Genomic DNA, 17245 nt, shown 5'->3' on the forward strand with positions numbered 1-17245 from the left:
TGCTTAAAACTTAAATTATGAATCTAAACCTTGCAGATATCAAACCTGTAGAAATAATGCCCGGGCTACACGGCAAATTAGTACATTCCGAGCATATGAGCATGGCATTTTGGGAGGTGGAAAAAGGTGCTATAGTACCTGAACATGCACACATGAACGAGCAGATTATGCATGTTATGGAAGGTGAATTTCAGTTTACATTAGAGGGCGACACAAAAATCTACCACCCTGGAGATATTGTTATTATTGCTCCCCACAAAAAACATAGTGGAATTGCACTTACCCCATGCAGGTTATTAGATGTATTTAGCCCTGTAAGAGAAGAATATCGTTAATTTCTTAATAATCAACTTTACCATATTTAATTACTCAATATAACAGAACCCTAAAAATGAACATATCCTTAAAAAACAAAAAAGCATTGGTAGGTGGCAGTAGCGGTGGTATTGGAAAAGCAATTGCACAACAACTAGCAGCTAGTGGCGCGAGTGTTACCTTAATGTCTCACAGCGAAGAAAAATTACACCACATAGTTACACAACTACCTACAGACCAAGGACAACAGCACCAATATCTTGCGGTAGATTTCAATAATTTTAAAGATTACAAAAAAGTAATTAGCACTTATTTTGAGAACAATACGGTTGATATATTGGTAAACAATACCCAAGGACCTGCCGCCGGAAGTGCTACCGAAAAAAACATTGACGATTACCAAAATGCCTTTGACCTATTGTTCAAAACCGTAGTTTATACAACAGAATTGGCTTTGAAATCAATGAGAAGCAATAACTGGGGACGGGTTATCAATGTGGCTTCAGTTTCAGTAAAGGAACCTTTGGCATACCTGGCATTGTCCAACTCCATAAGAGCAGCGGTTGTCACTTGGGCAAAAACCTTGGCTACAGATGTTGGTAAACATCATATTACGGTAAATAGTGTATTAACAGGATACTTCAATACCAACCGGATTGCACAGTTAAACGCTAAAAAAGCGGAGCAGCTTGGTATTGATCAAAGTGAAGTTCTTAAAGAAATGGAATCAAGGGTAGCCGTAAAACGAATTGGAGAACCAGAAGAATATGGTTATCTGGTAGCATTTTTAGCATCTAATGAGGCGGCATATATTACCGGTACCAATATCCCTATTGATGGCGGACTTTTAAAATCCCTGTAAATATTACATGAGTAGCATTTAGAAAATTCTCACCTAAAATATCATCCTTGTTAGCATAGCTATTTTCTTTAAAACACCTCACCCATATTGTAGCACATTAAAAAACCTTATCTTCCTACTAGGTAATACGTATTGTGACCTCTAAATACATACATTAAATTAAGCAAATAGATGAAGAAAATAGTACTTACAATGTTCGCCCTTACTCTCATATTTTCTTGCAAAACAAATCAAGAAAATAAAGAACGACAGCAACCGGATGGCGAAAGACCAACTTCTTCTCAGTTAATTTCAGAAATGGATGCCAATAAAGACGGAAAATTATCTATGGATGAAGTTAAAGGACCAATTGCCAATGACTTTGAAAACATAGACAGTGATAACGATAATTTCATATCGCTTGAAGAACTTGACAAAGCAGAAAAAAACCGAGAGAATAGACCTCCTAGGCAAGAAGAAAGCAATGCTGATTTATCAAATGAAATTGAAACTTCCGCAAAGGTAGTACCTGTTAACACAGATTATTTTATAACCGAAAATATTATTGGCGAAATTCAAGAGAAAACAGTGGAACTTAATGGTATTGAAACCTTATGCTATATCATTAAAACCCACTCTCAGGCAACGGAGCATCAAATGGGTCCTTGGTGCCCAAGGCATATAAGCGATGGAATGGAGAAAGCTGGAATTTGGTTCAAAGATGATAAAGTTTACGATGTATCAGGACACTTTATTGCCAATCTAGACGAATTTTATAGTGATGACAAATGGTTGCTTTACAGAGAAGACGGCACCATAAAAGTTACTGAAACTGAAGAAGCTTGCTTAGCCGCCGCCAAACCAGAAGTAGATGATGATTACCACAACTATTGTGTGGAGTGCTTACCGGAGTACTTTAAAGACCAAGTGACAACTTTTGTTATACCCGCAACACCAACTTATTTAAAATCGGTTCAAAATTTTGGTCGAGGAGGAATAGGAATAGCTTTTAACGGCGTAAACTATGATCCACCTGCACCTACTCACGCTATATTGGCAGCACATACCATTGCACCTCTAGATGATCATGGCGGGCATGTAAATCCGCATGGCGGCTATCATTATCACGCGGTAACCGGCTCAACAAAAGAAATTGTACAAAATGATACCCACGCTGCAATTATTGGTTATGCCATAGACGGTTTCGGCATTTATACGTTATTGGATAAAAACGGAAATAAGCCTAGCGATTTGGATGAATGCGGCGGACATTTTGATGATATTAGAGGATATCATTATCACGCAGGTGAACCAGGTGGAAATCAAATTATAAAATGCCTACACGGATTACCAGGATATACAGAAATAAAAGAATAATAGTTTGAATTAGATTTCAGTTGTAGCATTTAATTTTTAGCGCAAAGAAATCTAATTACTTCAGTTATCATGGTTTTACATATCCTCTTAGAATAAACTTTAAGAATTGAAGAAAGTACACGTAAAAAAAGGAACAGTTCTACAGCGTAAAGGAGATTTAAGCTCCAAAGTATACCTAGTTGAGAGCGGTTTACTACGCAGCTACACTATTGATGCTAAAGGAAAAGAGCATATTTACATGTTTGGACCAGAGAATTGGATAGTAGCGGACAATTGTCAACTAAATGAACCTTGCCAACTATTTATAGATGCCATTGAAAACTCAATAATAAACATAACCACCAAAGAAGAGTTACTAAAATCAAGTCCGGATTTAAAAGCTTTGGCTAAACGATTAAGGGTAATGCAAAATAGAATTATCATGTTAATGAGTTCCAATGCAAAAGAAAGATATGAGCATTTTATTACAACCTATCCAAATGTTACACAAAGAGTTCCTTTAAAAATGATCGCCTCATACTTAGGTATTACACCTGAAGCTTTAAGTCGTGTTAGGCATAAACTTTCCCAAAAAAACGGCTAATATAATTTCTTGATGTACATCAATGCATAGGCTATTAAAACCTATGACATTTGCTGAAAACCAATACAGAAATTAAAATGACCCAACAAAAGAACAACAAGGCATTGAATATAGGATTATGGATTGCCCAAGGATTATTAGCTGTTATGTTTATAATGGCAGGTGTTATGAAAGCCACCCAGCCAATAGAAGAATTAGCTGTATCACTACCATGGGTTGCCTCATCACCCGTAAGTCTAATTCGTTTTATTGGTATAAGTGAACTCCTAGGTGGATTAGGGTTATTGATTCCCGGTATTTTTCGTTTTAAACCATTTCTAACTATTTGGGCAGCTTTAGGTTTGGCTATAATTATGGTTTTAGCTGCTATATTTCACGCATCTAAAGGTGAATATTCTGCTATAATCACAAACATCTTAATCATGGGCATTGCCTTATTCATAGCTTGGGGCAGAAGTAAAAAAGCTCCCATACTGTCAAAATAAATACATGTACCATATTTGCTTAGATCACAGAAGCAGATTTAAATGAATGGTCATATTGCTATTATAAAGAACTACAAAATACAGGTTATTACTTTTAGATAATAACCTGTATTTCCCTTTTTGTATACTTTCATTTCATCATAAAAAAGAACTACCTAAATTCCCATCTAAAATTCACTACTTTTAAAATAGGCTATGCTATTAAACCTATTATATGAATGAAATCAGAGATTTTATTGATAAGATTTCTAAAATGAACAATACTGACTGGGCTTTTTTTTCTTCTAAACTAAAAAAAGTCAAGTACAGCAAAAACACAAAGATTTTAGAATTAGGAAAAATAGAAAGGCATTTATATTTTATTACTAAAGGAATTATTCGCCTCTATATACCTAAAGAAGATGCTGACATCACCTTTGGTTTTTTGTTTAAAAATGAGTTCGTTACAGGTTATGATTCACTTTTAACAGAAACGCCATCAGCATATGAAATAGAAACTTTGACGGAAACGGAAATGTGGCAAATTAATAACATGGATTTACAGGAAGTCTATGCGCATACATCTGTTGGCAACATCATAGGTAGAAAAATGGCAGAAAACATGTATTTGATAAAGTCTAAAAGAGAACTTTCCCTTTTAAGCAAAACAGCAGAAGAGCGTTATTTGGATTTATTTAATGAAAGACCAAATCTGCTGCAACACATACCTTTAAAATATATAGCTTCCTATATTGGTGTTACTCCGCAAGCACTAAGCAGAATAAGAAAACGTATTACTTAACCTAGGTTCATTAATTCCAAATACGCTTTCATGACCTTTGTGTTTTAATAAATATAAAGAATCATGAAACCACTACTTGTCCTTCTAATAGGTTTTGCCATTTCATTAGTTGCGATTAAAATCATTACAAAAACTTATGACTATAAACTAGCAGCTAGAATTGCTATGAGCTTAATGCTCCTTTTTACGGCATTTGGTCATTTTGTCTTTACAAAAGGGATGACCATGATGATACCGGAAATTATCCCCTACAAAGAATTGATCGTGTATGCCACGGGTTTTGTTGAGCTTTCACTTGCCATAGGAATATTAATACCCAAGTATTCTTCACTAGGTGCGTGGGTATTGATTATATTTTTCATTGTATTATTACCTGCCAATATTTATGCAGCTATACACAATATCAACTATCAAAATGGAACTTTTGATGGTCACGGTCTTTCTTATTTATGGTTTAGAATTCCGCTACAAATTCTGTTTATTTTCTGGACATATTGTAGTACAATTAGATTTTAAATAATGGTGTTGTATTAATGCAGTTCTAACTAAAATCCCTTTTATAAAACTTCAAATACCATAAACAAAATCAACGATAGCGAAAGCTGTAACATATTTACTAATTTAGAATGACCATTTTATTTGAACCAACATTTCAAAGAAGCTAAATGAATATGCACAATTTATACCACCACCCTATTCTTTCCCTATTCATCATGATCTTTATGAGCATGTTTGGCAATCAAACTTTAAAGAACCAAGACCTAGTAACATCGTTTATTGAGGCTAGAAATAATTATGATGTTGAAAAGGTGAACACTTTGATCCATGATCATTATTATGAACTTTTTATGGATGGAAGTAAAGAAATAAAAAGTAAAGAACAATTGATGGACATAATTTTATGGGGCAAAGAACTTGATTCGCATATATCATTATTGGACATTAGCGTTAACAAGGACACAATTATCACCATTGAAGAGAACACCAATTTTCTTGACGTGGCACTACAGAGGAAACCTAGAAAATTCAAAATTACCTATAGCTTTTTAAATGGTAAAATAAAGAATCAAAGTATTGATACTTTGAGCGGGCATCAAAGTATCATAAAATTTAATGCTGTCAAATACCAAGAATTCATAGCTTATTGCCAACAGCATAATCTAACGTACCATGGGAAATCTTTAAACAAAGAATTTGGGGTACAATTAAGAAAAGTACTTGAACAGTATAAAAGCGTAAATCAAAATAAACCATGAATTAGTTACAGAAGGATCAAATACAGGAAAGCAGCAAGTAAACAGCCAATTAACGGACCTACTATTGGCACCCAAGCATAACCCCAATCACTACTACCCTTAATGTGTAACAATGAATGAACAATACGTGGTCCAAGATCTCTAGCAGGGTTTATGGCATAACCTGTAGTACCGCCTAGGGACAAACCTATAACCCAAACCAAAAAAGCAACGGGCAGCGCTCCTATAGAGCCCAATCCGATAATTGCGCGTGAGTCTACATCACCAATAATATCTAATTCAGGACCCGCAAAATAGAATATTACAAATACCAGAACAAAAGTTCCGATCACCTCACTTATTAAATTGGAAAAAGTATTTTTAATAGCTGGTCCCGTACTAAAACAAGCCAACTTACCACCTTCATCATCTGTAATTTTAAAATGATCTTTATAAAACACCCAAACCAAAAACGCCCCCAACATGGCGCCGATCAGTTCTCCTGCCATATATTCAGGAACAAGGCCCCATGATACTTTGCCGGCTACCGCCAAAGCAATGGTTACCGCGGGGTTTAAGTGCGCCCCACTGTATGGACCTGCAACAACAACACCAACAAACACGGCCAGTGCCCAACCCGTGGTAATAACTATCCAACCAGAGCCATTGCCCTTAGTACCGTTCAAAACCACATTCGCTACCACTCCGTTACCTAAAAGAATAAGTAACATAGTGCCTATAATTTCCGCTATTAAAATTGACATATCTAAAAAGTTGGTTAATGGTCAGTTTTTATTCTTCAATCCAATGTTGTGCGCATTTTACAGCTTTGTTCCAGTAATAGAGCATATTCTCTATTTTCTCTTTTGGAGCTTCTGGAAAAAACTCTTTATCAATGCTCCATTGCGATTGTATATCGTCTATACTGTCCCAATACCCAACGGCCAAACCTGCAAGGTACGCTGCACCCATTGCCGTTGTCTCTAAAGTTTTTGGTCTAATAATTTTAAAGCCGAACAAATCTGATTGTATCTGCATTAATAGGTTACTGGCACTTGCCCCACCATCTACACGAAGTTCAACACTTTCCTCACCTGAATCTGCCTCCATGGCCTTTACGATATCATAAACTTGAAATGCAATACCTTCAATGGTTGCACGTGCAATATGTGCATCTGTTGTACCCCTTGTAATTCCCATCATGGCTCCTCTGGCATATTGGTCCCAGTGCGGAGCGCCCAATCCAGTTAAGGCCGGCACAAAATACACTCCACCGTTATCTTCAACCGTTTCTGCCAAATGATTGATTCCAGGTGCAGTTTTAACCATTTTAGCACCGTCTCTTAACCATTGTATTGCAGCCCCACCAACAAAAACACTCCCTTCTAGGGCATATGTAATTTCTCCGTTAATCTTCCAACCTATGGTAGTAAGTAAATTATTTTTAGAATACACCGCTTTATCGCCAGTATTCATCAACAAAAAGCAGCCTGTACCATAGGTATTTTTGACCATACCCGGTTTAGTACACATTTGACCGAACAAAGCTGCCTGCTGATCGCCCGCAATACCTGCTATAGGAATTTTTGTTGAAAACAATGTTGTAGCCGTTGTTCCATAAACCTCACTACTTTGTTTCACTTCGGGCAGTACTGATTTGGGAATGTTCAAAAGGGTAAGAAGTTCTTGATCCCACTCTAACGTATGAATATTGAACAACATGGTTCTACTTGCGTTAGACACATCTGTAATGAACATTTTACCTCTGGTCAACTTCCAAATCAACCAAGTATCTACAGTACCAAAACAGAGTTTTCCTGCTTCAGCTTTTTCCCTAGCACCCTCTACATTGTCAAGAATCCATTTAATTTTTGTTGCCGAAAAATAAGCATCAATGACCAGACCTGTTTTCTTTTTAATTAAATCTACATGACCATTATCCTTAAGTTCATCGCAATACTTGGCAGTTCTTCTATCTTGCCAAACAATGGCATTATAAATTGGTTCACTGGTTTCACGATCCCAAACTACAACTGTTTCTCGTTGATTGGTAATTCCTATTGCTGCTATGTTATCACCGGTGATACCTTGTTTTGCAATTACCTCCGCCGCTACAGATATTTGTGAGGACCAAATTTCATTAGGATCATGTTCAACCCATCCTGGTTTTGGAAAGATCTGCTCAAATGGTTTTTGAGAAACCTTTACAATTTCACCGGCATGATTAAACAAAATGGCACGTGAAGAAGTTGTACCCTGATCTAATGCTAAAATTAATTTGGTATTCATTGAGTTGTTGATTTTAAGTTAATTCAATTGTAAGTTGACATAAATTGAATAGTTATTTTAAATAATATAGTTGGAAGTTACCTTCTTGTAATCTTCTACTTGTTTGGCTTGCCATTCGGAGTCTTTACCTAGTTCGCTTGCCATAATTTCTGCCACTCTTGGGGCCATCCTAACACTTTCCTTGGCATCCAATAACTGGCAACGGGTTCTACGGGCAAGAAAATCTTCTACATTAAGAGCCATTTCATTTTGAACGGCCCACACAACCTGTCCTTCTATTACACCTAATGAATTGCTAAGAGTAGCGTTCCACCCCTTTTCCTTGGAAAGTTTTAACAAAGGTTCTTCATCACTACCATAAAAATATAGGGGGTTATTTAAGTCTACATCTTTTTTATAACCATGAATTTTAAGGTTTTTGGTTTTAGTAGCAATATGTTTCCATTGCTGGTTCCTTTCCGCTTTATCAACCAAATCTTCGCCCATTTTTCTAAACGTGGTCCATTTTCCGCCAACAATGGTCAACAGACCGGAATCTGATGAAAAGATTTTATGGCTGCGCGAAATCTCTTTTGTTTTATTTCCGTCCTCACTTGGAGCCGCTAACGGTCTTAACCCCGCAAAAACACTTAAGACATCGCTTCGTTTTGGGGCTTTTGTCAAATATCTGGTTGCAGTGTTTAAAATAAATCCTATTTCATCTTCTAAAGCTATAGGTTCCAAAGATTCTTTTTTAACGGGAGTATCGGTAGTACCAACAATAACCTTATTATGCCAAGGCACTAAGAACAACACCCTACCATCATCTGTTTTAGGAATAGTAATGGCATCGTCACCAGGTAAAAAAGACTTATCCAACATGAGATGAACACCTTGGCTTGGAGCAATTGTTTTTTCAGACCCGGGAGCATCCATTTGCAACACATCATCAGCAAATACCCCAGTAGCGTTCACCACCTGTTTCCCCTTGATTTCAAAAGATTCTTTGCCTTCCTCATCAAAGACCTTAACTCCGGTAACTTTACCGTTGGCATCTTTCAACAAACCTTCAACAGCACAATAATTAGCCACAACAGCGCCCAATTCCACAGCACTTTGTAAGGTATTGACCGCCAAACGAGAGTCGTCAAACTGACCATCATAATATAGCACACCTGCCGATATTTTATCAGGGTTTATTAAAGAGATTCGCTCTAAGGTCTTTGTTTTGGATAAACGTTTAGACCTGCCAAGACTTAATCTACCCGCTAACAAATCATAGAATGTTAAGCCAATAGTATATAGAATTTCATCATATAGGCCATGTGTTGGTATCACAAAAGATTGGGTTTTGGTTATGTGAGGGGCATTTTTTAACAAAAGACCTCTTTCTACAACCGCCTCCCGCACCAAGCCTATGTTTCCTTGAGCCAAATATCGCACTCCGCCATGCACCAATTTTGTTGCTTTACTGGATGTTGATTTAGTAAAATCCGATTTCTCCAACAAAGCGACCGAGTACCCTCTAGCCGATGCCTCTAATGCTATTCCAATTCCCGTAGCACCGCCACCAATTATAATAAAGTCATAAGTATTAGGTGTAACCTTCAACTTACTAATCATTTCTTTTCTTTTCACAAAATTTCCTTTTGTTACGTTTTATATCAAAATTGACGCTAAAAATACAATAAATAGAAACAATTCAAAATAAAATATTATTTAAATGTTACTAGAAATAGTATAAAAAAACTCATTTAAACAATTATGAAGCATAAAAATTACGAACTTTTCAATTATTTCTTGATTCAGACAATACGAATATAGACTCTTAATCCTCTACGCTATTTTTGAAATAAAGTTTCGTTTTGTTACTATTATGAATCTTGTTCATAGCCACCCTTTTACATAAAAGCTTATATATTTGTATAAACCGAAACCCACTTACGTTGAATATTGTAGACCGCCATAAATTAATTTTAAGCAAACTAGAAGAGCAAGGTTTTGTAAAGGTGAATGACCTTAGCAAGGAATTCAACGTATCTCTAGTGACCATTAGAAAAGATCTTAAATTATTAGAAGATCGAAAATTACTTTTTAGATCTCACGGTAAAGCCATACCTGCCAACCCATATATTGTTGAAAATTCAGTTAATATTAAAGAGAAATTTCATCAGGAAGAAAAAAATAAAATTGCGATCGCCGCAGCTTCTAACCTTGAACCTAATGATTGTATTATAATAGCCTCAGGTACATCAGTAATAGAATTTGCCAGGCATATAAAACCAATTGAAGGCCTTACCGTTTTAACCGCATCTTTAAACACGGCATTAATATTGGGGGAACACAATGAAATAGATGTTATGCAACTTGGTGGTAACATAAGGTCCAGTTCATCTTCGGTAGTGGGCCCAATAGCAGAGAAAATGCTTACGGAGTTCACCTTTACCAAATTATTTTTGGGAGTTGATGGTATTGACCTTGAATTTGGGCTTACCACTACAAGCTCTATGGAAGCATCTTTGAACAAACAAATGATAAAAGCTGCACAAAAAATTATTGTACTAGCAGATTCATCTAAATTCAATAAAAAAGGATTTGGTAGAATTTGTGGAATAGATGAAGTTGACCACATTATTACGGATGCCGGTATTGACGAAAAGACAAAAGCAAGACTCATTAAATTAGGTGTAGAACTTACTATCGTTTAAAAACGAAGGTCATGAAACTTATTCCGTCAGAAAAAATTGAGCTAACAACGGCATTTACTACAGCTGAAATAGAGAAACTTCTAATGGAAAACATTAGGGAGCATAAAAGCTATAAAGTCAGCTTTAATAAAGAAGATACTAAGGGTGGTTATTTCATTGGTCACGTTTACCCTAATGGATTTAGCTGTAAAAAATTTACGTACCAACGAAATTCATTTCTACCCCAAGCAACCGGTACATTTAAAGAAACACCCCAAGGGACGAACGTAAAATTCAATCTAAGGGTAGATTCATTTATAACTATATTTCTTTACTTGTTCATTACAGTAATTTTCTGTGTATTTCTTGTTACGCTTTATATGGTAACCACCCAAGGTAGTGAGCCATATATTGCTTTGATTCCATTGGCTATTTTAGTCATATTTACGGCATTGCCCCATATTGGGTTTCAATTGGAAAAAGAACATACTATTGCTGAGCTAAAAAGAATATTAACCTCTTAACATCCATATTAAATCATAAAAAAAACGCCAAACATTTCTATTTGGCGTTTTAATTTTGGAGTATTGCTCAAGGAGCAAATTCAAAAACGTTATTTTAATTCATAAATAGCTATAGTGCTAGATACCTCATGAGTTGCTATCATTAAATAGTTACCTGTAGGGCTATCATCTTTATCAACTACGATTATACCTTCTGGCGAAATATCAGTGCCATCATAAATCCAAGTAACAAAAACAGGACTGAATGGATTAGTAATGTTGTAAGCCAAAATTCCGCTTGTTCTTTCCAATCCTACGAACAACAAAGTTTCATCACCTACTTTTAAGGTTACTACCGCTTCGGGCTCCGCCCCTTTATCATCTGATCGCTCATCTACCTCGCCCTCATCTTGATTGAATATTGAAGGTGCCAATGCCAATGTTCTTCTGGCAATTTCAGAACCAGAGTCATACACTAACTGACCATTTGCATCCCAAATAGAGAAGGAACGGGCACCATAGGCATAAATTTGCTCGTACAACCCATCATTATCTTCATCTCCGTTTGCAGTAGTAGTTTTTAGACGACCCAAATTTTCATCTTCTTGCAACATATCAAAATCTGGATAAAAAGCAGGGTCTAATTCTAGGTCCTTTACACGCACCTCTTCAGAGTATCCATCATAATCCCTTGCATCTCCTTCATTCGCAGAAACCACATAACCATTTTCATTTGCCGTGAAATAATCTATAGCATCTGGCATATAAAAACCTAGAACATTCCAGTTCTGTAAATTCCCAGGAATGCCATCATCATTAGAGGCATCTATTTCATTCCCTGAAACATTGTGATTTTTTGTACCTAAACCTACAAGACCGGTAATGGTCTTTGAAGCTAAATCTACAATGGCCATACCATTGTTTTCTTGCAAACTAATGTAAGCTGTGGCAGAATCATCTGAAATGGCAACATACTCCGGCTCTATATCTTGTACAAATGTTGACATACCATTATTACCAAAAACTCTGAATCCGTTTCCGGGATCTGTTTGTCCGGTAAAATAAACTTGAGTTACCGTTTCGGTAGCTACCTCAACAATTGTGATCGAGCCTTCTGGATCTACCGTATAATCATCATTTGGTTCGCCCTCATTAGCAGAAACAATATATTCACCATCAGGAGAAAAAGCAACCATATCTGGCAATGCACCCGCCGGGTAAGACACTAATAAAGATTGAGTATCTGTAGCGTAGGTTTCAATAGTTCCATCGGCTTGCTTATCCATATTCTCAACAGCAACAGCCAACACTCCATTATGAACCGCCACTGAATTTGGATTTCCAGCCAATGCAATTGAAGTCCCTTTAACCGGATTTGAAGCATCTGTCAAATCTAACACCGAAACCTCATTTTCTTCAGGGTTAACAATGAACAATTTATTTGTAGCGGCATCAAAAGCGGAGATTTCTGCAAAAGCTTCATCATTTCCATTGGTGAAAGTTCCTATTTTAGAAAAGCTCAGTTGATCGATCGTGATTGGAAATTCGGCATCCATTCCGTCAGCTCCATCTTCCCCGTCGGCACCATCAGCACCATCTACGCCATCCACACCATCTACTCCGTCAACACCATCATCGGCACATGAGGTAAATAAAATAGAAATTCCAAGAATTGCTACACAAAAAGGTCGTAATACATTTTTCATTTTAATACACTTTGGTTTTAAGTATCAAAACAAAAAGATCAATGTAAAGTTCGAGTTAACTGTGGCGGAAATAATTATTATGAACGCATTAAGTTCTTGTAAACAAGCAATTCTACTTTGTAAAATTCACATTAAGAACGATAATTAAAAATTAAAGCCTACACTGAATATGACACGGTTACCATCTTCCCCATGATAAAAACCTAAGTTACCGGTTAGTGCACTAAAGCCCGAAACCCACACAGAGCCACCGTAGTCATTATGCCATTTTGAAGAAGTATCGTTCTCCGTCCACACTCGTCCATAATCAAAGCCTGCACTTACACCTAATTGAAGCGGAATAAAATTGGTCTTAAATCTAGTTAAACCCACCCTTACATCCGTACTTTGATAAAAAGCCGTTTTACCATTAAACCGCTCATTTCTATAAGCCCTTAAACTCTGGTTGCCTCCTAAAATAGCACCGTGATAAAATTCATAATTCTCACCTATTACCGTTTCGCCCGCAATTTTAGTTGCTATTACGGCAATACCACTGGGATGTAGCGGATACGTTAATTTCAGTGTAGGTTTTATATAACCAAAACGATTATCAAAACCATTAATACTAGATCTGTAACCAGTAATAACATCTGCCTCCATAGCCCTATTTGGAAACGCCGGATCGTTTTGGTTTTTATAATTATAACCTAACTCAGCGGTGACATATAATTGATCTTCATATACATCATTATCAGATGTAAAAGCCTGCCCTACAAAACGATCATCATCATTTGACACATCAAAAGATTCTAATGCGGTCCTCACATAAAAACTGTTACCCCTATGTTTATGCACTAAATAAGGAGAGAACTTCCACTGGCGCATGCGCACCCTATTGAAATCTCTATCAAGGTCACCATCAAATGCAGAATTATTTCCTTCTCCAAAATAGTTCATTGTAAAATTGGGACTGGCATAGCGAAGATCGAAACCTAAATTCCAATTGTAAAATACATGAGCAAATTCAACATTATAATCGATCGCAAAACCATCTGTAGCAAAAAAATACTCGGCACCTATGGTATGTTGCGCCTCAAAAGGATTATTGACCAACCCATATGTTGTAAAACGATTTTTTAATCCGAATCTGAATCCGGTATCGGCATCATAACCTATACTTGGAAACACAATATTTTCATGATACTTTCTCTTTTGGTAGTCATAATTATTAACATCATAAGAATCTGTAAGCCATTTTCTAGATTTTGAATTTACTATAGTGTTGTTCTTACTTTTATAATCATAGAGTTTTACCTTTTTGGTATTCTTAAAATCATAGGTGTCATTTTTCTTCCCTCCCATTATCTTAATATCTATAGGCTTTTCACCATTACCTTCTACAGTAAACGTGTCATTACCATCAAGACCATAGATCCAAATTTCATCGGTTTGCTTATTGTTATATGAATTTTGAAAAACCACCGAATCTTTTGCTATAGTTATTTCGGTAATGCCGCCTGGCTTACGGGTAATCAAGAATTCATCATCATCTTCGGTACCAAGAACTACCTCAAAATTGCTTAAATAATCATAATATGATTTGGCAATAGATTCTAGTCCGTCTCGGCGTAACCTTAAATTCTTTTTAATCGTTTCTATACTTTCATCTTGAGCTTCTACGGGCAAAGTTTCAAATGCCGATTCTATGTCCGCATCAGACAGGTTCTCTTGAATAAAATCTACCTGAGATTTCCAATCTTCCCAATTTGCTTTTTTTATAAAAGTTTTATCCAAAGGATATCCTGAAAAATTGAACCACTTCACATTTTTGATATCAGCATCGTAGCTTTCCATTTTTCGCAGTAATGGAAAACTAAACTTTAACAAAGAAATTATTGGTCCGTCATACTTTGGGAAAGCTTGATCCCAATCGCGAGGTATTGCCTCATATCTTTTTTTGCCATCGGCCGTTTTAAATTCTGCCCAGCGCCATTGATCTTGATGGCGATCCCAGTTACCCACCAGCATGTCAAATAATCGCGCACGTATAAAACTAGGCTCATCAACAAAAGCGTTTTTTGACTCCCTTAGTTCCATACGTAAATCCGTAGTACTTAAAATATCATTGGGCTTCCCAAAGGTTTCAAAGGTTTTATTCTCATCGCCTACATGCTCCTCTAACATAAAAAGTGCATCGCCATAATCTTCATTATAAATACCCAAGCCTTTTTGTTTGGGTACATAATAGATTTTTGGATTTGCATGTAGCACGCCCAAAGACGCAGAAAGTTCATTCATGGAAAACTGCGCATAAGGGTGGGCAGTGGTATAAAAATCTAATAAATAACGCTCAGCAATAGTGTTTTTAAGGTAATCTTCAACATAATGATTATCTATGGCGGTTGTCTGCAGAAAACGAACAGCACTTTTACGTAAAGCCCTTAGCGTGTACTCATGTTCATTATCATCGATCAATCGTAATGATCTAGATTGTGTACCGCCTCCTTCTGAAATAGGTTTAACATTACCTGGTAGTTCTTCAATATCCAATACCGGAGCTGAAATTTCTTTGCTGTAAAGATTTCTAAAATGATCTCCCCACAGAAATTTATAGAACTCTGTTTTATCGGTTTCCTCTTTTGTATAAATCGATGCCTTTGTAGTTGCATCATATGCTTTCTTCGGATAGGATATCTCATCTGCGGAAAGTCGCTCCCTTTTAATGGTTTTTGTAAAGATTGATTGAGAAGTATTATCCGTTACTTTAAAAAATTCTACTTGAGAACTACCATCTTTAAAGACCGTCAATTTTGCATATCCTTGCTTTTCACTCTCAAAATGCTCTTCTTTTGGAGCTCTAGCCCTATCTGTTTCACCTATTGCACCACTGATGATCTGTGGAATACCATCATCTTCCAAGTACTGTAGATTACGGTCTTTACCAGAAACGAAAATAACATCTTCAAACTGACTAGCAATAGTTTCCATTCTACCACGCAGTTGTCTATTTTGGCTATTTTGATATGACTCTGGTGTAAAACCACCCATTTTATCAACAACTGAAACCTTGGTATTGCTCATCACCGGTTGGTAGACCGCTACAATTACGGTTTTACCCTGACTATCTTTTAAATCATCTTTAAATTCTGCCAAGAATTGATCTCTTGTCTTATGCTCACATTTTTCATTAATATATGGGTGATCGTCCCAATCTTCTAAAAACCATTGAGAATCTACCATTTCTAGCACCACCTCATTATTAATTGTTTCCTTTTCCAATGGGCAACCATCATTGGGCCAAAATTTAGCCTTACTATTATCTTGCAAAAACGATTCTAGGTCATCTATACTCTGCGGCGCATCTTTCAACCATTCATTTTCTCCAGGGGTCAGGATTACGTTTCCATTAAAATTATCCCATAAGTTCATCAATGGTTGCAGATTATTTTTAACTTCATTTTGCTCATCATCATGAGAAGAAAACCCTTCCCTATCCAATACATTACCAATTAACAACAAGGTAGCTTCATTATCATTTACCGAGGCGTTATTGATTTGTTCCAGAATTTTTTGAGCTTCGTTAAAAGGTACATTTCCAACATTCGAGCTGATATAAAAAGAATGCGAAACCTCTTTTTTTGAATTAGAATTCTCAGGTTCTGTCCATTGCGAGAACGAATAGGAAAAGCAACATATAATGGAAGAAAATAATAATAGTGAACGCATGTATACCAAGGTTTGTTAGCATTCTACAAAGTTTCGGTTTTGATGATGTTCATCTCAGACCAAATAGAAAATATCCAAAAAAAGGAAAAGATGATTTAAAATACCATCGAATACCATCTAAACTGTAGAATTTTTGATTTAGTTTACCAGAAATCAAAGTTAGATATTGACTGATATCATGCTAACCCAAAACATCTTTTAAATGACTTTAAAAATCTGCTACGCCTGTATGTTATGATAGTCTTATATCATTCTTATAGATTAAAGGCAGAAGTATCTTTAACAGAATCAAGAACAAAAGAACTATGTATGGTAGAAATACCATCTATAATGGAGAGCTTTTCATTAATAAAGCTATGAAATGAAGAAATATCATTTACCGCTATTTTTAATAAGTAATCAAAATTACCAGATACTTGGTGGCACTCCATAATATCTGGCAGCAACAATATTTCCTTTTTAAAGTTATCTGCAAGTTTCTTTTGCTGCTTGGAAAGGGTTACTTGGCAATAGGCTATAAGTTCTTTTCCTATTTTGTTTCTATCTACTAAGGCTACATATGATTTTATAATCTCTTGCTGTTCCAGCTTTTTGATTCTTTCATAAGTTGGCGTAACACTCAAACCTATTTTAGAGGCTATTTCTTTGGTGTTTTGCTTAGCATTTTGCTGCAGTTGCATTAAAATTTTTCTATCTGTAACATCCATAGTAGTTTATTATTCTATCTAACAAGATAATCCAAGTTTAAACAGTATT

At 36.1% G+C, this 17245-nt stretch carries 16 protein-coding genes; 10 read left to right on the forward strand and 6 right to left on the reverse strand.

From position 1 onward, the window contains the following. The first annotated feature begins 17 nt into the window (after positions 1-17). The 8 genes from CSC80_RS02945 to CSC80_RS02980 all read left to right on the forward strand — a co-directional run bounded on the left by CSC80_RS02945 (position 18) and on the right by CSC80_RS02980 (position 5638). Positions 18-335, forward strand: coding sequence for a cupin domain-containing protein (locus CSC80_RS02945; protein ID WP_099189650.1), 318 nt, complete (start codon positions 18-20; stop codon positions 333-335). Between the two features lie 56 nt (positions 336-391). Then, positions 392-1177 (forward strand): SDR family oxidoreductase, encoded by a 786-nt coding sequence (locus CSC80_RS02950; RefSeq protein ID WP_099189652.1) that lies wholly within the window; start codon positions 392-394, stop codon positions 1175-1177. Positions 1178-1348: 171 nt separating this feature from the next. Beyond that, positions 1349-2533 (forward strand): YHYH protein, encoded by a 1185-nt coding sequence (locus tag CSC80_RS02955; RefSeq protein ID WP_099189654.1) that lies wholly within the window; start codon positions 1349-1351, stop codon positions 2531-2533. Between the two features lie 106 nt (positions 2534-2639). Further along, positions 2640-3116 carry a Crp/Fnr family transcriptional regulator gene (locus CSC80_RS02960; protein WP_099189656.1) on the forward strand — a complete coding sequence of 159 codons (477 nt, stop codon included), beginning with the start codon at positions 2640-2642 and terminating at the stop codon, positions 3114-3116. Between the two features lie 50 nt (positions 3117-3166). Next, a complete protein-coding gene (locus CSC80_RS02965) occupies positions 3167-3601 on the forward strand; it encodes a DoxX family protein (RefSeq protein ID WP_201796619.1) in 435 nt (144 codons plus the stop codon). A gap of 214 nt (positions 3602-3815) precedes the next feature. Then, entirely contained in the window at positions 3816-4382 is a 567-nt protein-coding gene (locus tag CSC80_RS02970; protein ID WP_099189658.1) for a Crp/Fnr family transcriptional regulator, read from the forward strand. Positions 4383-4445: 63 nt separating this feature from the next. Further along, entirely contained in the window at positions 4446-4898 is a 453-nt protein-coding gene (locus tag CSC80_RS02975) for a hypothetical protein (protein ID WP_099189660.1), read from the forward strand. Positions 4899-5047: 149 nt separating this feature from the next. Beyond that, entirely contained in the window at positions 5048-5638 is a 591-nt protein-coding gene (locus tag CSC80_RS02980) for a hypothetical protein (protein ID WP_143751716.1), read from the forward strand. Positions 5639-5643: 5 nt separating this feature from the next. Here CSC80_RS02980 and CSC80_RS02985 read toward each other — a convergent pair whose 3' ends face one another. Genes CSC80_RS02985 through CSC80_RS02995 form a run of 3 tightly spaced genes read right to left on the reverse strand, consistent with a single transcriptional unit; the run spans position 5644 to position 9523 of the window. Further along, positions 5644-6381, reverse strand: a complete 738-nt coding sequence (locus CSC80_RS02985) for an MIP/aquaporin family protein (RefSeq protein WP_099189664.1) — start codon at positions 6379-6381, stop codon at positions 5644-5646. Positions 6382-6409: 28 nt separating this feature from the next. After that, positions 6410-7906: a glycerol kinase GlpK gene (gene glpK, locus CSC80_RS02990; protein WP_058103860.1), complete on the reverse strand. Its 1497-nt coding sequence runs from the start codon at positions 7904-7906 to the stop codon at positions 6410-6412. A 57-nt stretch (positions 7907-7963) separates the two neighbouring features. Then, positions 7964-9523: a glycerol-3-phosphate dehydrogenase/oxidase gene (locus tag CSC80_RS02995; protein ID WP_343224329.1), complete on the reverse strand. Its 1560-nt coding sequence runs from the start codon at positions 9521-9523 to the stop codon at positions 7964-7966. A 308-nt stretch (positions 9524-9831) separates the two neighbouring features. Here CSC80_RS02995 and CSC80_RS03000 point away from each other — a divergent pair, with 308 nt between their 5' ends. Together CSC80_RS03000 and CSC80_RS03005 are read left to right on the forward strand one after the other, a co-directional pair. After that, entirely contained in the window at positions 9832-10593 is a 762-nt protein-coding gene (locus CSC80_RS03000) for a DeoR/GlpR family DNA-binding transcription regulator (protein ID WP_071341332.1), read from the forward strand. 11 nt (positions 10594-10604) lie between these two features. Next, complete coding sequence (locus CSC80_RS03005) at positions 10605-11096, forward strand: hypothetical protein (RefSeq protein WP_099189668.1); 492 nt, start codon at positions 10605-10607, stop codon at positions 11094-11096. A gap of 89 nt (positions 11097-11185) precedes the next feature. On the opposite strand, the gene CSC80_RS03010 is transcribed toward CSC80_RS03005, so the two are convergent. The 3 genes from CSC80_RS03010 to CSC80_RS03025 form a co-directional block, all read right to left on the reverse strand. Next, a complete protein-coding gene (locus tag CSC80_RS03010) occupies positions 11186-12781 on the reverse strand; it encodes a choice-of-anchor I family protein (protein ID WP_180268577.1) in 1596 nt (531 codons plus the stop codon). A gap of 144 nt (positions 12782-12925) precedes the next feature. Continuing rightward, a complete protein-coding gene (locus CSC80_RS03020; RefSeq protein WP_099189672.1) occupies positions 12926-16489 on the reverse strand; it encodes a metallophosphatase in 3564 nt (1187 codons plus the stop codon). Between the two features lie 254 nt (positions 16490-16743). Then, the gene (locus tag CSC80_RS03025) at positions 16744-17196 is read right to left on the reverse strand and encodes an Lrp/AsnC family transcriptional regulator (RefSeq protein ID WP_099189674.1); all 453 of its coding nucleotides are present in this window, start codon (positions 17194-17196) and stop codon (positions 16744-16746) included. Positions 17197-17245 lie beyond the last annotated feature (49 nt).

The organism is Maribacter sp. 6B07, from assembly GCF_002700155.1.
In the GTDB taxonomy this organism is placed as follows: domain Bacteria; phylum Bacteroidota; class Bacteroidia; order Flavobacteriales; family Flavobacteriaceae; genus Maribacter; species Maribacter dokdonensis.